The following is a 20,621-nucleotide window of genomic DNA, read 5'->3' as shown; positions in this document are numbered from 1 at the left end:
ACCGGGGCATTTTTCTGTCCGCTCGCCCTGCCCGGAGCCCCCCGACTGCAGGTGCAGGAGCATAGGCGCTGGCTTGCCAGCGCAAGCGTATGTGAGGAGCAGGGCTCTTCGCCGGCAGGCCGGATCCTGCGGGTTGGGGGGGGGGGCGAGGGGAGGGCAGAAACAAATACGACCTCTGTTAGAGGCCGTATCCGGTGCAGCTAAGACGTTTGCGCAAGGCAGATCTTATTTGCGGTCTTCCAGTTTGGTGATGTCACGCGACTCGTAGCCGGTGTACAGCTGGCGTGGACGGCCGATCTTGTACGGGCTGGAGAGCATTTCCTTCCAGTGCGAGATCCAGCCGACGGTCCGCGCCAGGGCGAAGATCACGGTGAACATGCTGGTTGGAATGCCGATCGCCTTGAGGATGATCCCCGAGTAGAAGTCGACGTTCGGGTACAGCGAGCGCTCGATGAAGTACGGGTCGGTCAGGGCGATCTCTTCCAGGCGCATGGCCAGTTCGAGTTGCGGATCGTTGTTGATGCCCAGTTCCTTGAGTACTTCGTCGCAGGTCTGTTTCATCACGGTGGCGCGCGGGTCGCGGTTCTTGTACACGCGGTGACCGAAGCCCATGAGCTTGAACGGATCGTTCTTGTCCTTGGCCTTGGCGATGAACTTGTCGATGTTCGAGACATCGCCAATTTCGTCGAGCATGGTCAGTACCGCTTCGTTGGCACCGCCGTGGGCCGGGCCCCAGAGTGCAGCGATACCGGCAGCGATACAGGCGAACGGGTTGGCACCCGAGGAGCCCGCCAGGCGCACGGTGGACGTCGAGGCGTTCTGTTCGTGGTCGGCATGGAGGATGAAGATCCGGTCCATTGCCTTGGCCAGTACCGGGCTGATCGGTTTGATCTCGCACGGGGTGTTGAACATCATGTGCAGGAAGTTTTCCGCGTACGACAGGTCGTTGCGCGGGTACATCATCGGCTGGCCCATGGAGTACTTGTAGACCATCGCTGCCAGGGTCGGCATCTTGGCCACCAGGCGCACGGCGGAGATTTCGCGGTGCTGCGGGTTATTGATGTCCAGGGAGTCGTGGTAGAACGCCGACAGCGCACCGACTACGCCGCACATCACCGCCATCGGGTGGGCGTCGCGACGGAAACCGTTGAAGAAGCTCTTGAGCTGTTCGTGAACCATGGTGTGGTTCTTCACGGTGCTGACGAACTGGGCCTTCTGTTCGGCGGTGGGCAATTCACCGTTGAGCAGCAGGTAGCAGGTTTCCAGGTAGTCCGATTTCTCGGCCAGCTGTTCGATCGGGTAGCCGCGATGCAGCAGAATGCCGTTGTCGCCGTCGATGTAGGTGATTTTCGACTCGCAGGAGGCGGTCGACATGAAACCCGGGTCAAAAGTGAAGCGGCCCGTGGCCGTCAGACCCCGAACATCGATTACATCGGGACCAACGGTGCCGGTTAAAATGGGCAGCTCGACGGGGGCTGCGCCCTCGATGATCAACTGCGCTTTTTTGTCAGCCATGTGGCCTCCTATTTATGCTTGAAATCATCAGACAGACCCCCCACGCAGGGCCCGCACCACTATAGTGAGATAAATCCGAATGTCAATTTGCCTAAAGTCTTGTCCCAGAAGGCTTTGGGAGGGATTTTTTCGCGAAATTCAGCGCCATTTACGCCTTTTATAACGCTAACGCAATCAGCTATTAGGGGAAGGTCTTTGCGTTGTCATTAGTAGCCTAACTGTCTATACTCGGCCACCGACCTCCGTAGGCTTCTGGGCCCGCTTTGCTGGGGGTCGCACTCCCTGGGTAGTGGTTGCCTGACCAGTGCACTCCCCAACAACTTTGCCCTGATTGTTAGGGGCTCTTCAGTGTGAAAAAAGCCGTGAATAGCCAACGACCTGTAAACCTAGACCTAAGGACCATCAAACTCCCCATCACCGGCGTTACGTCGTTTCTCCACCGTGTTTCCGGCATCATCCTCTTCCTGGGCATCGGCATCATGCTTTATGCATTGAGCAAATCCCTGGGCTCCGAGGAAGGCTATGCCGAGGTGAAGGCGTGCTTGACCAGTCCGCTGGCCAAATTCGTTGCATGGGGCCTCCTGTCCGCCTTGCTGTATCACTTGGTGGCCGGTGTACGCCATCTGATTATGGACATGGGCATCGGTGAGACGCTGGAAGGCGGCAAGCTGGGCTCGAAAATCGTTATCGCCGTATCCGTGGTGGTAATCGTTCTGGCGGGAGTTTGGATATGGTAACCAGCGTTACGAACCTGTCGCGTTCGGGCCTTTATGACTGGATGGCACAGCGTGTGTCTGCGGTCGTTCTCGCGGCTTATTTCATTTTCCTGATCGGATACCTCGTAGCGAATCCGGGCATTGACTACACCCAGTGGCATGGCCTGTTCGCAAACAACTGGATGCGTATCTTCAGTCTGCTGGCCATGGTGGCCCTGGGCGCTCACGCCTGGGTCGGCATGTGGACCATCTCGACTGACTACCTGACGCCGATGGCGCTGGGCAAGTCGGCCACAGCAGTACGTTTCCTTTTCCAGGCAGTATGCGGCGTCGCGATGTTCGCTTACTTCGTCTGGGGTGTGCAGATTCTCTGGGGTATCTGATTCATGGCTAACATTCCAACCATTTCATTCGACGCCATCATCATTGGCGGCGGCGGCGCCGGCATGCGTGCCGCACTGCAGCTGGCCCAGGGCGGCCACAAGACTGCGGTGATCACCAAGGTGTTCCCGACCCGTTCGCATACTGTGTCTGCCCAGGGCGGCATCACTTGCGCGATCGCCTCGGCGGACCCGAACGATGACTGGCGCTGGCACATGTACGATACCGTCAAGGGTTCCGACTACATCGGTGACCAGGACGCTATCGAATACATGTGTCAGGAAGGCCCGGCTGCGGTCTTCGAACTGGACCACATGGGTCTGCCGTTCTCCCGTACCGAAACCGGTCGTATCTACCAGCGTCCTTTCGGCGGTCAGTCCAAGGACTACGGCAAGGGCGGCCAGGCTGCTCGTACCTGCGCAGCATCCGACCGTACCGGTCACGCACTGCTGCACACCCTTTATCAGGGCAACCTGAAAGCCGGCACCACCTTCCTCAACGAGTGGTACGCGGTCGATCTGGTGAAGAACCAGGACGGCGCCTTTGTCGGCGTGATCGCTATCTGCATCGAAACCGGCGAAACCACCTACATCCGCTCCAAGGCCACCGTTCTGGCCACCGGCGGTGCAGGTCGTATCTACGCCTCCACCACCAACGCCCTGATCAACACCGGTGACGGCGTTGGTATGGCGCTGCGTGCTGGCGTTCCGGTGCAAGACATCGAAATGTGGCAGTTCCACCCGACCGGTATTGCCGGCGCCGGTGTACTGGTGACCGAAGGTTGCCGTGGTGAGGGTGGTTACCTGATCAACAAGCATGGCGAGCGTTTCATGGAGCGTTATGCTCCGAACGCCAAAGACCTGGCTGGCCGCGACGTTGTTGCGCGCTCCATGGTCAAGGAAATCATCGCCGGCAACGGCTGTGGCCCGAACGGCGACCACGTGATGCTCAAGCTCGACCACCTGGGCGAGGAAGTGCTGCACAGCCGCCTGCCAGGTATCTGCGAGTTGTCCAAGACGTTTGCGCACGTTGACCCGGTGGTTGCTCCGGTTCCGGTCGTTCCAACCTGCCACTACATGATGGGTGGCGTTGCCACCAACATTCATGGCCAGGCCATCACACAGAACGCCGCTGGCGAAGACACCATCATCCCTGGCCTGTTCGCAGTGGGTGAAGTGGCTTGCGTATCGGTACACGGCGCCAACCGTCTGGGCGGCAACTCGCTGCTGGACCTGGTGGTGTTCGGCCGTGCAGCCGGTCTGCACCTGGAAAAAGCGCTGACCGACGGTATCGAATACCGCGACGCCAGCGACACCGACGTTGATGTTGCCCTGAACCGCCTGGCCAAGCTCAACGAGCGCACCACCGGTGAAGACGTTGCAACCCTGCGTCGCGAGCTGCAGAACTGCATGCAGAACTACTTCGGTGTATTCCGTACCGGCGAATACATGCAGAAGGGTATCGCCCAGCTGGCTGACCTGCGCGAGCGTATCGCCAACGTCAAGATCAACGACAAGTCTCAAGCTTTCAACACTGCGCGTATCGAAGCACTTGAGCTGCAGAACCTGCTGGAAGTGGCCGAAGCCACTGCCATCGCTGCCGAAGTGCGCAAAGAGTCCCGCGGCGCTCACGCCCGTGAAGACTTCGAAGACCGTGACGACGAAAACTGGCTGTGCCACACCCTGTACTTCCCGGGTGAGAAGCGCGTTGCCAAGCGTGCGGTCAACTTCTCGCCGAAGACTGTTCCGACTTTCGAACCAAAAGTCCGGACTTACTAAAGGGTGATCGATATGTTGCAAGTTGAAGTTTATCGTTACAACCCTGACACCGACTCGGCTCCGAAAACCCAGGTTTTCCAGGTAGACACCGGTGGCAAGGACTTGATGGTGCTGGACGTGCTGGCCCTGATCAAAGAGCAGGACGAAGGTTTTTCCTACCGTCGTTCCTGCCGTGAAGGCGTTTGCGGTTCCGATGGCATGAACATCAACGGCAAGAACGGTCTGGCGTGCATCACGCCGCTGTCTGCTGTGGTCAAGAAGAACAAGCTGGTTGTTCGCCCGCTGCCAGGTCTGCCGGTTATCCGTGACCTGGTCGTCGATATGAGCATCTTCTACAAGCAATACGAGAAGGTGAAGCCATTCCTGCAGAACGATACGCCGGCTCCGGCCATCGAACGTCTGCAGTCCCCGGAAGAGCGCGAGAAGCTCGACGGTCTGTACGAGTGCATCCTGTGCGCTTGCTGCTCGACCTCTTGCCCGTCCTTCTGGTGGAACCCGGACAAGTTCCTGGGTCCAGCTGCCCTGCTGCAAGCCTACCGCTTCCTGGCAGACAGCCGTGACACCAAGACGTCCGAGCGTCTGGCTTCCCTGGACGACCCGTTCAGCGTATTCCGCTGCCGGGGCATCATGAACTGCGTCAACGTTTGTCCGAAGGGCCTGAACCCGACTAAGGCCATCGGTCACATTCGTAACATGCTGCTGCAGAGTGGCGTGTGATTCAGCTGTTGTACCCGTAGGACCGCTGTACCCGTAAAAGCCACGGCGCGGGCTTCAACCCGCGTCATGGCTCTAACCTGAGCAGCAGCTCACAAAGTGGCTGCTCTATATTTTGAAGAAATGAGACAAGCAGGGGCATCCGGGCTGGTACCCGGACTATCAGCGTGATCCTAAGTGGCTTGTTTTGGTCGCTGCATTCGGACTTCTGCAAGCTTGCTCGGTGTCGTCGCCGGTGGTGTTCCCCTAACCGAGGGTGACCAAGCATGCAAGAAAGCGTGATGCAGCGCATGTGGAACAGCGCCTACCTATCCGGTAGTAACGCTGCCTATGTGGAAGAGCTCTACGAGCTCTACCTGCACGACCCTAACGCTGTGCCAGAAGAGTGGCGCACTTACTTTCAGAAGTTGCCTACCGACGGCAGCACTGCCATCGATGTTTCGCACTCGACAATCCGCGATCATTTCGTCTTGCTGGCAAAGAACCAGCGCCGCGCCCAACCGGTATCCGCCGGTAGCGTGAGCAGTGAGCACGAGAAGAAGCAAGTTGAAGTGCTGCGATTGATCCAGGCCTATCGGATGCGTGGCCACCAGGCAGCCCAGCTGGACCCGCTGGGGCTGTGGCAGCGTCCTGCACCTGCAGACCTGTCGATCAATCATTACGGCTTGACCAATGCCGATCTTGATACGACCTTCCGTGCCGGCGACCTGTTCATCGGCAAAGAGGAAGCGAGCCTACGCGAAATTCACGAAGCGTTGCAGCAGACATATTGCCGCACCATTGGCGCTGAATTCACGCACATCACCGATTCCGAGCAGCGTCAGTGGTTCCAGCAGCGTCTGGAAAGCGTACGCGGCCGTCCGACCTATTCCGCCGACATCAAGAGCCACCTGCTCGAGCGCGTCACTGCGGCTGAAGGCCTGGAAAAATACCTGGGTACCAAATACCCGGGCACCAAGCGTTTCGGTCTGGAAGGCGGCGAGAGCCTGATTCCGATGCTCGACGAGCTGATCCAGCGTTCCGGTTCCTACGGCACCAAGGAAGTGGTAATCGGCATGGCCCACCGTGGCCGTCTGAACGTGCTGGTCAACACCTTCGGCAAGAACCCGCGCGAGCTGTTCGACGAGTTCGAAGGCAAGAAGAAGGTCGAGCTGGGTTCCGGTGACGTTAAATACCACCAGGGCTTCTCGTCCAACGTCATGACCACCGGTGGCGAAGTTCACCTGGCGATGGCGTTCAACCCGTCCCACCTGGAAATCGTTTCTCCAGTGGTCGAGGGTTCGGTGCGCGCTCGTCAGGACCGTCGCAACGACCAGACCGGCGACAAGGTTCTGCCGATCTCGATCCACGGTGACGCGGCGTTCGCCGGCCAGGGCGTGGTGATGGAAACCTTCCAGATGTCCCAGACCCGCGGTTTCCGTACCGGCGGCACTGTGCACATCGTGATCAACAACCAGGTCGGTTTCACCATCAGCAACCCGCTGGACTCGCGCTCCACCGAGTACGCCACCGACGTTGCGAAGATGATCCAGGCACCGATCCTCCATGTGAATGGTGATGATCCGGAAGCCGTGTTGTTCGTGACCCAGTTGGCCATCGACTACCGCATGCAGTACAAGCGCGACGTGGTGATCGACCTGGTCTGCTACCGTCGTCGCGGCCACAACGAGGCCGACGAGCCAAGCGGCACCCAGCCACTGATGTATCAGCAGATCGCCAAGCAGCGCACCACCCGTGAACTGTATGCCGATCGCCTGACCCAGGGCGGTGTGCTCGACGCAGAGCGTGTTCAGGCGAAAGTCGACGAATATCGCAATGCGCTGGACAACGGTCTGCACGTGGTCAAGAGCCTGGTCAAGGAGCCGAACAAAGAGCTGTTCGTGGACTGGCGTCCGTACCTGGGCCATACCTGGACCGCGCGTCACGACACCACCTTCGACCTCAAGACTCTTCAGGAACTGTCCGCCAAGCTGCTGGAGCTGCCGGAAGGCTTCGTGGTTCAGCGTCAGGTCGCGAAGATCTACGAAGACCGTCAGAAGATGCAAGCCGGCGGCCTGCCGATCAACTGGGGTTACGCTGAAACCATGGCGTACGCGACCCTGGCGTTCGAAGGTCACCCGATTCGCATGACCGGCCAGGACATCGGCCGCGGCACCTTCTCGCACCGCCATGCGGTGTTGCACAACCAGAAGGACGCCGGCACCTACATCCCGTTGCAGCACCTGTACGAAGGCCAGCCACGTTTCGACCTGTACGATTCGTTCCTGTCCGAAGAAGCCGTACTGGCGTTCGAATACGGCTACTCCACCACCACGCCTAACGCGCTGGTGATCTGGGAAGCCCAATTCGGCGACTTCGCCAACGGTGCACAAGTAGTGATCGACCAGTTCATCACCAGCGGCGAGCACAAGTGGGGCCGTCTCTGCGGTCTGACCATGCTGCTGCCACACGGTTATGAAGGTCAGGGTCCCGAGCACTCCTCGGCTCGTCTGGAGCGTTACCTGCAGCTGTGCGCCGAGCACAACATCCAGGTATGCGTACCGACCACGCCGGCTCAGATCTACCACTTGCTGCGTCGCCAGGTGATTCGTCCGCTGCGCAAGCCGCTGGTCGTGCTGACACCGAAATCCCTGCTGCGTCATAAGCTGGCCATCTCGACCCTGGAAGATCTGGCGGAAGGTTCGTTCCAGACCGTTATCCCGGAAATCGATGCCCAGGATCCAAAAGACGTGGGTCGCATCATTCTGTGTAGCGGCAAGGTCTACTACGACCTGTTGGAAAAACGCCGTGCCGAAGGTCGTGACGACATCGCCATCGTGCGTATCGAGCAGCTGTACCCATTCCCTGAGGACGACCTGATCGAAGTCCTGGCTCCGTACAAAAACGTCAAACACATCGTTTGGTGTCAGGAAGAGCCGATGAACCAGGGTGCCTGGTACTGCAGCCAGCATCACATGCGTCGCATCATCAGCGGTCACAACAAGTCGCTCGTACTCGAGTACGCGGGCCGTGACGCTTCTGCTGCTCCAGCTTGTGGTTATGCATCGATGCACGCTGAGCAGCAGGAAAAACTGCTGCAAGATGCCTTTACTGTTTAACGCCTTCGCGCACCTGAAACCGAATTTAAGGAACCACAGATAATGGCTATCGAGATCAAAGCCCCCACTTTCCCGGAATCGGTTGCCGATGGCACCGTTGCCACCTGGCACAAGCAACCGGGCGACGCCGTCAAGCGTGACGAGCTGATCGTTGACATCGAGACCGACAAGGTCGTGCTGGAAGTTCTGGCCACCGCTGACGGCGTGCTGGGCGCTATCGTCAAGAACGAAGGCGACACCGTTCTGTCCGACGAAGTCCTGGGCTCCATCGTTGAAGGCGGCGCTGCTGCCGCTGCTCCTGCTGCCGCCGCCGCTCCGGCCGCCGCCGCTGCTGCCCCGGCTGCTGCCGATGGCGAAGACGATCCAATCGCTGCTCCTGCCGCGCGCAAGCTGGCTGAAGAAAACGGTATCAACATCGCTTCCGTTGCCGGTACCGGCAAAGGCGGCCGTGTGACCAAGGAAGACGTGGTCGCTGCTGTTGCCGCGAAGAAAGCCGCTCCGGCTGCCGCGCCTGCCAAGGCTCCGGCTCCTGCCGCTGCTGCTCCGGTCTTCGCTGCCGGTGATCGCGTCGAGAAGCGCGTGCCTATGACCCGCCTGCGTGCCAAGGTTGCCGAGCGTCTGGTTGAAGCCCAGTCGAACATGGCGATGCTGACCACCTTCAACGAAGTCGACATGACTGAAGTCATGGCCCTGCGTTCGAAGTACAAGGATCTGTTCGAGAAGTCCCACAATGGCGTACGCCTGGGCTTCATGTCGTTCTTCGTCAAGGCCGCCACCGAAGCCCTGAAGCGCTTCCCGGCTGTCAACGCCTCGATCGACGGTTCCGACATCGTCTACCACGGCTATGCCGACATCGGTGTTGCGGTCTCCAGCGACCGTGGCCTGGTGGTTCCGGTTCTGCGTAACGCCGAACTGATGAGCCTGGCCGAAATCGAAGGCGGCATCGCCACCTTCGGCAAGAAGGCCCGTGACGGCAAGCTGTCGATGGAAGAGATGACCGGTGGTACTTTCACCATCACCAACGGTGGTACTTTCGGTTCGATGATGTCGACCCCGATCGTCAACCCGCCACAAGCCGCGATCCTGGGCATGCACAACATTCTGCAGCGTCCTATGGCGATCAACGGTCAAGTGGTCATCCGTCCGATGATGTACCTGGCGCTGTCCTACGATCACCGCCTGATCGACGGTAAAGAAGCCGTGACGTTCCTGGTGACCATCAAGAACCTGCTGGAAGACCCGGCTCGTCTGCTCCTGGACATCTAAAAAGCAGCTGCATGCTGCAAGCGGGAAGCTTCGCGCCCCAGGGCAAGAGGCTTCAAGCTTGCGGCTGCAGCTTCTAGCTTGCCGTTAAAAGGAACCTTTTATGACTCAGAAATTCGACGTGGTAGTGATTGGCGCGGGCCCAGGCGGTTATGTCGCCGCAATCAAGGCCGCACAACTCGGTTTCACCACCGCTTGCATCGAGAAGTACACCGATAAAGAGGGCAAGCTGGCCCTCGGTGGTACTTGCCTGAACGTCGGTTGCATTCCTTCCAAGGCGCTGCTGGACAGCTCCTGGAAATTCCACGAAGCCCAGGACGGTTTTGCCATCCACGGTATCAACCACGCTGGCGTGACCATGGACGTACCAGCCATGGTGGGTCGCAAGGCCAATATCGTCAAAGGCCTGACCAGCGGTGTTGCCACCCTGTTCAAGGCCAATGGCGTCACTTCGATCCAGGGCCACGGCAAACTGCTGGCCGGCAAGAAAGTCGAAGTCACCAAGCCTGACGGTTCGGTTGAAGTGATCGAAGCCGAAAACGTGATCCTGGCTCCAGGCTCGCGTCCGATCGACATTCCACCGGCTCCGGTCGACCAGAATGTGATCGTCGATTCCACCGGCGCTCTGGAATTCCAATCCGTACCAAAACGCCTGGGCGTGATCGGCGCTGGCGTCATCGGCCTGGAACTGGGTTCGGTATGGTCGCGCCTGGGTGCGCAAGTGACTGTCCTGGAAGCCCTGGACACCTTCCTGATGGCAGCCGACACCGCTGTTTCCAAGGAAGCGCTGAAAACCCTGACCAAGCAAGGCCTGGACATCAAGCTGGGCGCTCGCGTGACCGGCTCCAAGGTCAACGGCGAAGAAGTCGTGGTCACCTACACCGATGCCAATGGCGAGCAGACCATCACTTTCGACAAGCTGATCGTTGCCGTTGGTCGCCGCCCGGTGACCACCGACCTGCTGGCCGCCGATTGCGGCGTGACCCTCGACGAGCGCGGTTTCGTGCACGTTGACGATCATTGCGCTACCACCGTACCGGGCGTCTACGCCATCGGTGACGTGGTGCGCGGCATGATGCTGGCTCACAAGGCCTCGGAAGAGGGCATCATGGTTGCCGAGCGCATCAAGGGCCACAAAGCCCAGATGAACTATGACCTGATCCCTTCGGTTATCTATACTCACCCGGAAATTGCATGGGTCGGTAAAACCGAGCAGGCCTTGAAAGCTGAAGGCGTTGAAGTTAACGTCGGCACCTTTCCGTTTGCCGCCAGCGGCCGTGCCATGGCAGCCAACGACACCGGTGGTTTCGTCAAAGTCATCGCCGATGCCAAGACTGACCGCGTATTGGGCGTCCACGTGATTGGCCCAAGCGCTGCGGAACTGGTTCAGCAAGGTGCGATCGGCATGGAATTCGGCACCAGCGCCGAAGACCTGGGCATGATGGTTTTCTCCCATCCGACCCTGTCCGAAGCCCTGCACGAAGCAGCTCTGGCTGTGAATGGCACTGCCATCCACATTGCCAACCGCAAGAAACGCTAAGCAATAATAAGAAACCACGGCGGTTGGCCCGTCGTGAGCCTTGTGCGCAAGACTCACCGCGGAATATCCGCTGGACTCGACCTCTCAGGGTAGCGCCACACACTGGACCGGGGCCCAGGCTCCGGGTTCAGGTGTGGCGCTGGTTTTGAGAGTAGCGGTCACAGGTGGTGCGGCACTCAATCTTGAGCGCAGCGCCGAATGCGCAGTACCTAACGAAGACGGTAAAAAGCATGAATCTTCACGAGTATCAGGGTAAGCAGCTGTTCGCTGAATACGGCCTGCCAGTATCCAAAGGCTACGCGGTAGACACCCCGGAAGAAGCAGCAGAAGCTTGCGACAAAATCGGCGGCTCCGAGTGGGTTGTCAAAGCCCAGGTTCACGCCGGTGGTCGCGGTAAAGCGGGCGGCGTTAAGCTGGTTCGCAGCAAAGAAGACGCTAAGGCATTCGCTCAGCAGTGGTTGGGCAAGCGTCTGGTGACCTATCAGACTGACGCCAATGGCCAGCCTGTCACCAAGATCCTGGTTGAATCGTGCACTGATATCGCTAAAGAGCTGTACCTGGGCGCTGTCGTTGACCGTTCGAGCCGTCGCATCGTGTTCATGGCTTCCACCGAAGGTGGCGTGGACATCGAGAAAATCGCTCACGACACTCCAGAAAAAATTCTCAAGGCCACTATCGATCCACTGGTTGGCGCTCAGCCATTCCAGGGTCGCGAGCTGGCTTTCCAATTGGGTCTGGAAGGCAAGCAAGTTGCCCAGTTCGCCAAGATCTTCGTAGGTCTGGCCAAACTGTTCCAGGATCACGATCTGGCCCTGCTGGAAGTGAACCCGCTGGTGATCAAGGCCGACGGCGATCTGCACTGCCTGGACGCGAAGATCAACATCGACGCCAACGCCATGTACCGTCAGCCTAAGCTGAAAACCTTCCACGATCCGTCCCAGGACGATCCGCGCGAAGCCCACGCTGCCAAGTTCGAACTGAACTACGTAGCTCTGGAAGGCAACATCGGCTGCATGGTCAACGGTGCCGGCCTGGCCATGGGTACCATGGACATCGTCAACCTGCACGGCGGCAAGCCAGCCAACTTCCTCGACGTAGGTGGTGGTGCTACCAAAGAGCGCGTGACCGAAGCCTTCAAGATCATCCTGTCCGACACCAACGTCGCTGCAGTACTGGTCAACATCTTCGGCGGCATCGTTCGCTGCGACATGATTGCCGAAGGCATCATCGGCGCCGTGAAAGAAGTCGGCGTGAAAATCCCGGTTGTTGTTCGCCTTGAAGGCAACAACGCTGAACTGGGCGCTAAAGTACTGGCAGAAAGCGGCTTGAACATCATCGCTGCTACCAGCCTGACCGACGCTGCTCAACAAGTTGTCAAAGCTGCGGAGGGCAAATAATGAGCGTCCTGATCAATAAAGACACCAAAGTTATCTGCCAGGGCATTACCGGTTCGCAAGGTAGTTTCCACACCCAGCAAGCCATCGAGTACGGCACCAAGATGGTTGGCGGCGTAACTCCTGGCAAAGGCGGCACCGAGCACCTGGGCCTGCCAGTGTTCAACACCGTGAAAGACGCTGTAGCTGCCACCGGCGCTACCGCCAGCGTGATCTACGTTCCAGCTCCTTTCTGCAAGGACTCGATCCTGGAAGCGGCCTTCGGCGGCATCAAGCTGATCGTCTGCATCACCGAAGGCATTCCTACCCTGGACATGCTGGACGCCAAGGTTAAGTGCGACGAGCTGGGTGTGACCCTGATCGGCCCTAACTGCCCAGGCGTGATCACCCCAGGCGAATGCAAGATCGGCATCATGCCAGGTCACATTCACTTGCCAGGCAAGGTCGGTATCGTTTCCCGTTCCGGCACCCTGACCTACGAAGCTGTTAAGCAGACTACTGACGCCGGTTTCGGTCAGTCCACCTGTGTCGGCATCGGTGGTGACCCGATCCCGGGTTCGAACTTCATCGACATCCTGAAGCTGTTCCAGGAGGACCCGAAGACCGAAGCGATCGTGATGATCGGTGAGATCGGCGGTTCGGCTGAAGAAGAAGCGGCTGCCTACATCAAGGCTCACGTGACCAAGCCGGTTGTTTCCTACATCGCTGGTGTGACTGCTCCTCCGGGCAAGCGCATGGGCCATGCTGGCGCAATCATCTCTGGCGGCAAAGGCACTGCAGACGAGAAATTCGCTGCTCTGCAAGACGCAGGCGTGAAAACCGTGCGTTCGCTGGCAGACATCGGCAAGGCCCTGGCCGAGCTGACCGGTTGGGCTGTCAAGTAAGCCTCGCGCTTAGCTGACGCTTCAACCACAAAGGCCACCTTCGGGTGGCCTTTGTGCTTTCTGCCGTAGGAGACCTGCATCCTGCACAGAGCCTGGGGGAAATATAATTTCAAAAATGCGACATCATTCTGTCGCATATCGGATAGTTCGCCCTGGAACAGTGCGCTTGTCTTACCGATTCTGTAATCTAGCCGCCTCTTTTTGCGTCTGCTGCCCACAAGGTCGCTGCGCGCTAAACGGGTCAGTCTTATACGGACTGACAGCATTTCCCTCACCCATAAGGGAAATCCCTCTCTAAATTCCGATTCAGTAGTGTGGTATTTCCTTAATGAAAGTGTTGAAAGGCCAGGACATCCTGGCACTCGGCTTTATGACTTTTGCCCTGTTCGTCGGGGCCGGCAACATCATTTTCCCGCCTATCGTCGGCCTGCAGTCCGGACCCCATGTCTGGATGGCGGCGCTGGGCTTCCTGATCACTGCGGTCGGTCTGCCGGTGATCACCGTGGTTGCCCTGGCCAAGGTCGGCGGTGCCATGGACGCGCTGAGCACGCCTATCGGCAAGCTGGCCGGTGGCCTGCTGGCAGCGGTCTGCTACCTGGCGGTAGGCCCGCTGTTCGCCACGCCACGTACCGCTACCGTGTCCTTTGAAGTGGGCCTGGCGCCGTTGACCGGCGAAAGCCCGCTGGCCCTGTTCCTCTACAGTTCGGTGTACTTCCTGCTGGTGTTCTTCATCTCCCTGTACCCGGGCCGGCTGCTGGACACCGTCGGACGCTTCCTGGCGCCGCTGAAGATCATCGCCCTGGCTGTGCTGGGCATTGCGGCCTTTGCCTTGCCCGCCGGCGACATCGGCACCGCCACTCCCGAGTACGTTGCAGCACCATTCTCCCAGGGCTTCATCAATGGTTACCTGACCATGGATACCCTGGGCGCGCTGGTGTTCGGCATCGTCATTGTCAATGCCATCCGTTCCCGCGGGGTCGAGTCGCCTCGGCTCATTACCCGTTATGCCGTGATCGCCGGCCTGATCGCCGGGGTCGGCCTGGCGCTGGTCTACGTCAGCCTGTTCCGCCTGGGCTCGGGCAGCCATGAAGTGGCCGCCGGTGCCAGCAACGGCGCCGCGGTATTGCACGCCTATGTGCAGCACACCTTCGGTTCCCTGGGCAGCGGTTTCCTCGCGGTGCTGATCTCCCTGGCCTGCCTGGTGACCGCCGTGGGCCTGACCTGCGCCTGCGCCGAGTACTTCAGCCGTGTCCTGCCGCTGTCCTACAAGACGCTGGTGGTGATCCTCGCGGCGTTCTCGCTGCTGGTATCGAACCTGGGCCTGACCAAGCTGATCGCGTTCTCGATCCCGGTGCTGACCGCGATTTACCCGCCGTGCATCGCCCTGGTGGCCCTGAGCTTCTGCAAGGACTTCTGGCAGGACCAGCGCCGTATCGTCGGCCCGGTGATGCTGGTGTCCTTCGTGTTTGGCCTGATCGATGCCCTCAAGGGCGCGGGCCTGGCCGGCTGGATGCCAACCCAGCTGTCGCACTTGCCGCTGAGCGAGCAGGGCCTGGCGTGGCTGGTGCCGTCGGTGATCGTGCTGGTGGTGGCAGTGATCTGCGATCGCCTGCTGGGCAAGCGCAGCGAAGCCCTGGCCTGACCTGAAGTTGATGGCCCGGGGGCGCCACAAGCGGCCCCCGAGCCCCTTAAAAAATGCCCCGCATCGATGGATGCGGGGCATTTTTTATGGGCGTACAGCGGTGTCTTTTTCCCCTGCGGGGCGTCGAAGCAGTGCCCTTTGCTTTTGTCTTCTGCCAACGCCTTACAGGAATTTGCATGTCGTTCGTTCAAGCCAACCTGATCCACCTACTGGCCGCCCTGTGGTTCGTCGTCTGCTGGGGTGGCTATACCCGCTACGCCAGTTGGAAGGGAAGGGACACCGCGTGCCTGGCCAGCGTCCTGCACCTGTATCGCGAGGACTGGATGCGCCGCATGCTGCTGCGGGACAACCGCATCGCCGATGCCAGCGTGATCGGCAACCTGGAGCGCAATGCCTCGTTCTTCGCCTCCAGCACCCTGATCATCCTGGCGGGCATCCTCACCGTGCTGGGCGCCTCGGAGCGTGCAGTGTCGCTATTGGCGGACATTCCCATGGTCCAGCAGGCGTCCCAGGGCATGTCGGAAATCAAGCTGCTGTGCCTGGCGCTGGTGTTCGTCTATGCCTTCTTTACCTTCAGCTGGTGCATGCGCCAGTACAACTTCGCCGCAGTGCTGGTGGGGTCGGCGCCAATGATCGGCGAGCGTCATGTTTCCGAGCAGGAGCGCAAGGCTTTTGCATCGCGAGCGGCTCGGGTAATTTCCATGGCGGCCAACCAGTTCAACTTCGGATTGCGTTCCTATTACTTCGGCATGACCATGCTGGCCTGGTTCGTCAGCCCCTGGTTATTCATGCTGATGAGCGCGGGTGTGGTGTTTGTCCTGTATCGGCGGGAGTTCCACTCCGATGTACTTGAGGTCATGGTCTATACACCGACAGAACAACCTGTGGTCGATAGCCCCAAAGATGCAGCCTGAGCGTTGATGGCTGATCGATTGAACGGTTGAAAGGAGTTGACCAATGAGCAGTTCGCGTGCCCTGAAGTACCTGTGCCTGGGGTTCTTCCTGTTGTCGGGCTGCAGGGCGCAAACCCTGTATCTGAATGGCGAAGCCCGGGGCAGGGTGGTAGATGCATTGAGCGGCATGCCGATCGCCGGGGCCAAGGGCGCCTTGTGTGGCGCACAGTTCCTGACGGCCGATGACGGGAGCTTCAAGGTCGAAGCGGCAACTGACTGGGAATGGGTCATGTTGCTGGCCGGGCGTTCGCCGCAGGACATCCCGCACCCTTGTTTCATGAGTATCGCGGCAGCGGATTACCAGACCCGCCAATGGCTGGCGCCTGTTACCGCCCACTACGACTTTCCCATCAGGTTGCTGCCCATTTCCAGCCCCTTGCACTATGCACTGGAGTCCCCGGGCAATGAGTCGGTGCCAATGCAGCCGTTGCAGGCAGAGCCCCACCAGGACGAATTGTTCCTGGGGGCAGGCGGCTGATCTTCAACGCTTAGTTGCTTGCCCGGCAACTAAGCACTGTTGTATTGAGCGACTGTTTTACGAGCAAGAAAAAGCCCGCACTTGGCGGGCTTTGTTCTTTGTTGCGCTAAAACCGACTTAGTTGGTTTTAGGAGCTGCTTCCTTGGCGCTTTCTTCAGCAGCAGCCTTGTTGGATTCAGCCTGATCTTTGGCTGCTTCGGCGTTTTCTTTTGCCGCGTCGTTCACTTTATCCTGAGCTTCGTTCATTTTCTGTTGGGCTTGCTCAGCATGTTGATTGGCATCTTGAGCTTTGTCCTCGGATTTTTTGTCGCAGGCAGCCAGACCGAGGGAAGCGGTCAGCATCAGGGCAATAGCTAAAGTCTTACGCATGGGGTGTTTCTCCTTAGTGAAGATATCTACTGGCCTTTCGATCATGGCCTTGTGATTTAAGTTCCTTGAGACTCACAGATATATTAAGTAGTCATTTCATGGAACTTTTGCCTGCTTCATTCAACGCACATTCCCGACAATAAAAAGAGATAAATCCCATGGCGCAAAACCCTATTTCTGAGCGTGCGGCGCGCTTTCTTTCCGCCTTGCGCCACTGCCAGGTGCTGGGCATCCGGGTACATAGCGCCTCTGAGGAGGGCCTGACCCTGACCTTGCCCTACAGTCCGCAGATTGTCGGCGACCCGCAAACCGGGATCATTCACGGCGGTGCCCTGACCACGCTGATGGACAGCGCCTGTGGCATGGCCACGCTTTGCGTGCTGCCGGAGTTCGAGGTGTGTCCGACCCTGGACCTGCGCATAGACTATATGCATCCGGCGGTCCCTCATCATGACGTGCACGGCTTTGCCCAGTGTTACCGGGTCACCACCGATGTGATCTTTACCCGCGGCTTTGCCTATCAGGATGATCCCGAGCGTCCCGTGGCTCATGTCGTCGGCACTTTCATGCGCATGGGCCGGGGGCTCAAGGGCAGCCGCGGGCTGGCCAGCTCGATCAAGGGGGAGCGGGCATGAGCACGGACCTTCGAGCACTCCTGGAGCAGGCTCGCCAGCAGGGCGATTACACCGCGTTGCTGGAGCAGATCCCCTACGCGAAGCTGATTGGCATCGAGTGCACGCAACTGGGAGATGAACTGCTGTTTCGCCTGCCGGCCAACAAGGACAATATCGGCAACCCTCTGCTTCCAGCCCTGCACGGTGGAGTGATCGCCGGTTTCATGGAACTGGCGGCCGCCTTGCATTTGCTGATTCTCACCGGCTCGCCCGGGGTGCCGAAAATCATCGACTTTTCCCTCGACTACCTGCGCGCCGGGCAGTTTCGCGACACCTTTGCCCGCTGCCAGGTATGCCGGCAGGGCAGGAGGGTGGCCAATGTCGCCATCACCGCCTGGCAGAGCACTGCCGAGGAGTCGATTGCCACCGCTCGCGCACATTTCAAGATCGAAGAGAGCACCGGCCCTTGAAATCCAGCGAGCGACCCCCACTTTCATGTCATCCCGCCGCCCTCCGCTCCCGGAACGCGGCCAATGCCATCTGATTGGAGTTTGATGACCATGAGTGTGGAAACTCAAAAGGAAACCCTGGGCTTCCAGACCGAGGTGAAGCAACTGCTGCACCTCATGATCCATTCGCTGTATTCCAACAAGGAAATCTTCCTTCGCGAATTGATCTCGAACGCCTCTGACGCCGTCGACAAATTGCGCTTCGAAGCCCTGTCCAAGCCCGAGTTGCTGGAAGGTGGCGCCGAACTGAAAATCCGTGTGAGCTTCGACAAGGACGCGAAAACCGTCACCCTCGAAGACAACGGTATCGGCATGAGCCGAGAAGATGTGATCACCCACCTGGGGACCATCGCCAAGTCCGGCACTGCCGATTTCATGAAGAACCTCACCGGCGACCAGAAGAAGGACTCGCACCTGATCGGTCAGTTCGGCGTGGGTTTCTACTCCGCCTTTATCGTGGCCGACCAGGTTGAAGTGTTCAGCCGCCGTGCCGGTCTGCCCGCCAGCGAAGGCGTGCACTGGTCGTCCAAGGGCGAAGGCGAGTTCGAAGTTGCGACCATCGACAAGGCCGAGCGCGGTACCCGCATCGTTCTGCACCTGAAGTCCGGTGAAGACGAGTTCGCCGATGGCTGGCGCCTGCGCAACATCATCAAGAAGTATTCCGACCACATCGCGCTGCCGATCGAGCTGCCCAAAGAAGCCGCTGCCGCTGAAGGCGAAGAGAAACCTGCGCTGGAGTGGGAAACCGTCAACCGCGCCAGTGCCCTGTGGACCCGCCCGCGTACCGAGATCAAGGACGAGGAATACCAGGAGTTCTACAAGCACATCGCCCATGACTTCGAGAACCCGCTGAGCTGGAGCCACAACAAGGTCGAAGGCAAGCTGGAGTACAGCTCGCTGCTCTACGTACCGGCTCGCGCGCCGTTCGACCTGTACCAGCGTGAAGCGCCCAAGGGCCTCAAGCTCTACGTGCAGCGCGTGTTCGTCATGGATCAGGCCGAGTCGTTCCTGCCGCTGTACCTGCGCTTCATCAAGGGTGTGGTGGATTCCAACGACCTGTCGCTGAACGTCTCGCGGGAAATCCTGCAGAAAGACCCGATCATCGACTCGATGAAGTCGGCGCTGACCAAGCGTGTCCTCGACATGCTGGAGAAACTGGCGAAGAACGAACCCGAGCAATACAAGGGCTTTTGGAAGAACTTCGGCCAGGTGATGAAGGAAGGCCCGGCCGAGGACTTCGCCAACAAGGAGAAGATCGCCGGCCTGCTGCGCTTCGCCTCCACCCAGGGCGACGACGGCGAGCAGAATGTCTCCTTGGCCGACTACCTGGCTCGCGCCAAGGAAGGCCAGGACAAGATCTACTTCCTCACCGGCGAATCCTACGCCCAGGTGAAGAACAGCCCGCACCTGGAAGTCTTCCGCAAGAAAGGCATCGAAGTGCTGCTGCTCACCGACCGTATCGACGAGTGGCTGATGAGCTACCTCAACGAGTTCGACGGCAAGAGCTTTGTCGACGTGGCGCGCGGCGACCTGGACCTGGGCAACCTCGACTCCGAAGAGGACAAGAAGGCTGCCGAGGAAGTCGCCAAGACCAAGGAAGGCTTGGTGGAGCGGATCAAGACCGCCCTGGGCGAGAGTGTCAGCGAAGTGCGGGTTTCCCACCGCCTGACCGACTCGCCGGCGATCCTGGCCATTGGCGAGCAGGACCTGGGGCTGCAAATGCGTCAGATCCTTGAAGCCAGCGGGCAGAAGGTTCCGGATTCCAAGCCGATCTTCGAGTTCAACCCGACTCACCCGCTGATCGAGAAACTCGACGGCGAGCAGAGCGAAGAGCGCTTTGGCGACCTGTCGCACATTCTCTTCGATCAGGCGGCCCTGGCGGCCGGTGACAGCTTGAAGGATCCGGCGGCCTATGTGCGCCGGCTGAACAAGCTGCTGGTGGAGCTGTCGGTTTAACCACGTTGCAAGAAAAACCCGCTTCGGCGGGTTTTTTCATTCTGGTGTCCCCCTACTGGAGAAGATGAGTCATGAGTCAAATCACAGTGCGTTCCGTGGTCTATCAGATCGATGGCCAGCCCTATGAAGGCCGCCTGGCCTTCGATGCCGCCCATAAAGCTGCGCGTCCGGGGTTGCTGATGGCGCCGAACTGGATGGGTGTCAGCGCCGGCGCGGAGAAGATCGCCGAGGCGGTGGCGGCCAAGGGTTATGTGGTGCTGATCGCCGATCTGTATGGCCAGTCGCTGCGCCCCGGCGATGCGAGCCAGGCCGGTGCCGCGATGATGCCGCTCAAGGATGACCGGGCGTTGTTGCGCAAGCGCATGCAGGCGGCCTTTGCGGCCTTGCAGAGCCAGGGCGAAGCCGCGGTGGACACCTCCAGGCTGGCCACCTTCGGCTTCTGCTTTGGCGGCTGCTGCGCCCTGGAACTGGCCCGCAGTGGCGCGCCGGTGAAGGCGGCGGTGTCGTTCCACGGCACCCTGGACACCCCCAACCCTGCCGATGCCAACAACATCAAGGGTTCGGTACTGGTACTGCACGGCGCGGCGGACCCGTTCGTGGCCAAGGAGCAACTGCCGGCCTTCGAAGCGGAAATGGACGCCGCGGGAGTGGACTGGCAACTGGTCAGCTACGGTGGCGCGGTGCATTCCTTCACCGACACCCACGCCAACCTGCCGGGCAAGATGATGTACGACGCCAAGACCTCGGCCCGGGCCTTCGCCACCATGCATTACCTGCTGGACGAAGTCTTTAGCGGCTGACCCACCGACCCTGATCC

General features: G+C 59.6%; 18 protein-coding genes. 16 read left to right on the top strand and 2 right to left on the bottom strand.

Features of this window, described 5'->3' with window-relative positions; all coding sequences use genetic code 11:
• Positions 1-225: 225 nt before the first annotated feature.
• A complete protein-coding gene (gltA, locus tag ACUXVH_RS22935) occupies positions 226-1,515 on the bottom strand; it encodes a citrate synthase (protein WP_011060047.1) in 1,290 nt (429 codons plus the stop codon).
• Between the two features lie 350 nt (positions 1,516-1,865).
• Between gltA and sdhC the strand changes: the two genes are divergently transcribed.
• The 12 genes from sdhC (at position 1,866) to ACUXVH_RS22875 (ending at position 16,356) form a co-directional block, all read left to right on the top strand.
• Positions 1,866-2,252: a succinate dehydrogenase, cytochrome b556 subunit gene (sdhC, locus tag ACUXVH_RS22930; RefSeq protein WP_015634665.1), complete on the top strand. Its 387-nt coding sequence runs from the start codon at positions 1,866-1,868 to the stop codon at positions 2,250-2,252.
• The gene (gene sdhD / locus ACUXVH_RS22925; protein ID WP_011060049.1) at positions 2,246-2,614 is read left to right on the top strand and encodes a succinate dehydrogenase, hydrophobic membrane anchor protein; all 369 of its coding nucleotides are present in this window, start codon (positions 2,246-2,248) and stop codon (positions 2,612-2,614) included. The genes sdhC and sdhD overlap by 7 nt, the downstream gene beginning before the upstream one ends.
• Positions 2,615-2,617: 3 nt before the next feature.
• On the top strand, positions 2,618-4,390 hold the full coding sequence (sdhA, locus tag ACUXVH_RS22920; RefSeq protein ID WP_011060050.1) for a succinate dehydrogenase flavoprotein subunit: 1,773 nt from the start codon (positions 2,618-2,620) through the stop codon (positions 4,388-4,390).
• A gap of 12 nt (positions 4,391-4,402) precedes the next feature.
• A complete protein-coding gene (locus ACUXVH_RS22915) occupies positions 4,403-5,107 on the top strand; it encodes a succinate dehydrogenase iron-sulfur subunit (RefSeq protein WP_011060051.1) in 705 nt (234 codons plus the stop codon).
• Between the two features lie 263 nt (positions 5,108-5,370).
• The gene (locus tag ACUXVH_RS22910; protein ID WP_011060052.1) at positions 5,371-8,202 is read left to right on the top strand and encodes a 2-oxoglutarate dehydrogenase E1 component; all 2,832 of its coding nucleotides are present in this window, start codon (positions 5,371-5,373) and stop codon (positions 8,200-8,202) included.
• A 42-nt stretch (positions 8,203-8,244) separates the two neighbouring features.
• The gene (gene odhB, locus ACUXVH_RS22905) at positions 8,245-9,468 is read left to right on the top strand and encodes a 2-oxoglutarate dehydrogenase complex dihydrolipoyllysine-residue succinyltransferase (RefSeq protein WP_025128636.1); all 1,224 of its coding nucleotides are present in this window, start codon (positions 8,245-8,247) and stop codon (positions 9,466-9,468) included.
• A 100-nt stretch (positions 9,469-9,568) separates the two neighbouring features.
• A complete protein-coding gene (gene lpdA / locus ACUXVH_RS22900) occupies positions 9,569-11,005 on the top strand; it encodes a dihydrolipoyl dehydrogenase (RefSeq protein WP_011060054.1) in 1,437 nt (478 codons plus the stop codon).
• Between the two features lie 230 nt (positions 11,006-11,235).
• Positions 11,236-12,402 (top strand): ADP-forming succinate--CoA ligase subunit beta, encoded by a 1,167-nt coding sequence (gene sucC / locus ACUXVH_RS22895; RefSeq protein WP_009047768.1) that lies wholly within the window; start codon positions 11,236-11,238, stop codon positions 12,400-12,402.
• Positions 12,402-13,283, top strand: a complete 882-nt coding sequence (gene sucD, locus ACUXVH_RS22890) for a succinate--CoA ligase subunit alpha (protein WP_003223019.1) — start codon at positions 12,402-12,404, stop codon at positions 13,281-13,283. Before sucC ends, sucD begins: the two co-directional genes overlap by 1 nt.
• A 328-nt stretch (positions 13,284-13,611) precedes the next feature.
• Positions 13,612-14,925, top strand: coding sequence for a branched-chain amino acid transport system II carrier protein (gene brnQ / locus ACUXVH_RS22885; protein WP_011060055.1), 1,314 nt, complete (start codon positions 13,612-13,614; stop codon positions 14,923-14,925).
• A gap of 176 nt (positions 14,926-15,101) precedes the next feature.
• Complete coding sequence (locus tag ACUXVH_RS22880; protein WP_011060056.1) at positions 15,102-15,839, top strand: DUF599 domain-containing protein; 738 nt, start codon at positions 15,102-15,104, stop codon at positions 15,837-15,839.
• 43 nt (positions 15,840-15,882) lie between these two features.
• Positions 15,883-16,356 carry a hypothetical protein gene (locus ACUXVH_RS22875; RefSeq protein ID WP_065363402.1) on the top strand — a complete coding sequence of 158 codons (474 nt, stop codon included), beginning with the start codon at positions 15,883-15,885 and terminating at the stop codon, positions 16,354-16,356.
• A 117-nt stretch (positions 16,357-16,473) separates the two neighbouring features.
• On the opposite strand, the gene ACUXVH_RS22870 is transcribed toward ACUXVH_RS22875, so the two are convergent.
• Complete coding sequence (locus ACUXVH_RS22870) at positions 16,474-16,725, bottom strand: hypothetical protein (RefSeq protein WP_011060058.1); 252 nt, start codon at positions 16,723-16,725, stop codon at positions 16,474-16,476.
• Positions 16,726-16,883: 158 nt separating this feature from the next.
• On the opposite strand from ACUXVH_RS22870, the gene ACUXVH_RS22865 reads away from it, so the two are divergent.
• The 4 genes from ACUXVH_RS22865 (at position 16,884) to ACUXVH_RS22850 (ending at position 20,604) form a co-directional block, all read left to right on the top strand.
• Complete coding sequence (locus ACUXVH_RS22865; RefSeq protein WP_015634669.1) at positions 16,884-17,360, top strand: PaaI family thioesterase; 477 nt, start codon at positions 16,884-16,886, stop codon at positions 17,358-17,360.
• Positions 17,357-17,809 carry a PaaI family thioesterase gene (locus tag ACUXVH_RS22860; protein WP_015634670.1) on the top strand — a complete coding sequence of 151 codons (453 nt, stop codon included), beginning with the start codon at positions 17,357-17,359 and terminating at the stop codon, positions 17,807-17,809. The genes ACUXVH_RS22865 and ACUXVH_RS22860 overlap by 4 nt, the downstream gene beginning before the upstream one ends.
• Positions 17,810-17,899: 90 nt before the next feature.
• Entirely contained in the window at positions 17,900-19,804 is a 1,905-nt protein-coding gene (gene htpG, locus ACUXVH_RS22855; protein WP_011060059.1) for a molecular chaperone HtpG, read from the top strand.
• 71 nt (positions 19,805-19,875) lie between these two features.
• The gene (locus ACUXVH_RS22850) at positions 19,876-20,604 is read left to right on the top strand and encodes a dienelactone hydrolase family protein (protein WP_015634672.1); all 729 of its coding nucleotides are present in this window, start codon (positions 19,876-19,878) and stop codon (positions 20,602-20,604) included.
• Positions 20,605-20,621 lie beyond the last annotated feature (17 nt).

It is taken from the genome of Pseudomonas sp. 8(2025) (assembly GCF_052665325.1).
The sequence above is the reverse complement of the archived record's forward strand: the minus strand, read 5'-3'. Positions and strand labels throughout refer to the sequence as shown.

What these genes read in the sequence shown, in the direction of transcription:
- gltA (WP_011060047.1), bottom strand. Translation starts at nt 1,515, where the DNA reads ATGGCTGACAAAAAAGCGCAGTTGATCATCGAGGGCGCAGCCCCCGTC.
- sdhD (WP_011060049.1), top strand. Translation starts at nt 2,246, where the DNA reads ATGGTAACCAGCGTTACGAACCTGTCGCGTTCGGGCCTTTATGACTGG.
- sdhA (WP_011060050.1), top strand. Translation starts at nt 2,618, where the DNA reads ATGGCTAACATTCCAACCATTTCATTCGACGCCATCATCATTGGCGGC.
- ACUXVH_RS22915 (WP_011060051.1), top strand. Translation starts at nt 4,403, where the DNA reads ATGTTGCAAGTTGAAGTTTATCGTTACAACCCTGACACCGACTCGGCT.
- ACUXVH_RS22910 (WP_011060052.1), top strand. Translation starts at nt 5,371, where the DNA reads ATGCAAGAAAGCGTGATGCAGCGCATGTGGAACAGCGCCTACCTATCC.
- odhB (WP_025128636.1), top strand. Translation starts at nt 8,245, where the DNA reads ATGGCTATCGAGATCAAAGCCCCCACTTTCCCGGAATCGGTTGCCGAT.
- lpdA (WP_011060054.1), top strand. Translation starts at nt 9,569, where the DNA reads ATGACTCAGAAATTCGACGTGGTAGTGATTGGCGCGGGCCCAGGCGGT.
- sucC (WP_009047768.1), top strand. Translation starts at nt 11,236, where the DNA reads ATGAATCTTCACGAGTATCAGGGTAAGCAGCTGTTCGCTGAATACGGC.
- sucD (WP_003223019.1), top strand. Translation starts at nt 12,402, where the DNA reads ATGAGCGTCCTGATCAATAAAGACACCAAAGTTATCTGCCAGGGCATT.
- brnQ (WP_011060055.1), top strand. Translation starts at nt 13,612, where the DNA reads ATGAAAGTGTTGAAAGGCCAGGACATCCTGGCACTCGGCTTTATGACT.
- ACUXVH_RS22880 (WP_011060056.1), top strand. Translation starts at nt 15,102, where the DNA reads ATGTCGTTCGTTCAAGCCAACCTGATCCACCTACTGGCCGCCCTGTGG.
- ACUXVH_RS22875 (WP_065363402.1), top strand. Translation starts at nt 15,883, where the DNA reads ATGAGCAGTTCGCGTGCCCTGAAGTACCTGTGCCTGGGGTTCTTCCTG.
- ACUXVH_RS22870 (WP_011060058.1), bottom strand. Translation starts at nt 16,725, where the DNA reads ATGCGTAAGACTTTAGCTATTGCCCTGATGCTGACCGCTTCCCTCGGT.
- ACUXVH_RS22865 (WP_015634669.1), top strand. Translation starts at nt 16,884, where the DNA reads ATGGCGCAAAACCCTATTTCTGAGCGTGCGGCGCGCTTTCTTTCCGCC.
- ACUXVH_RS22860 (WP_015634670.1), top strand. Translation starts at nt 17,357, where the DNA reads ATGAGCACGGACCTTCGAGCACTCCTGGAGCAGGCTCGCCAGCAGGGC.
- htpG (WP_011060059.1), top strand. Translation starts at nt 17,900, where the DNA reads ATGAGTGTGGAAACTCAAAAGGAAACCCTGGGCTTCCAGACCGAGGTG.
- ACUXVH_RS22850 (WP_015634672.1), top strand. Translation starts at nt 19,876, where the DNA reads ATGAGTCAAATCACAGTGCGTTCCGTGGTCTATCAGATCGATGGCCAG.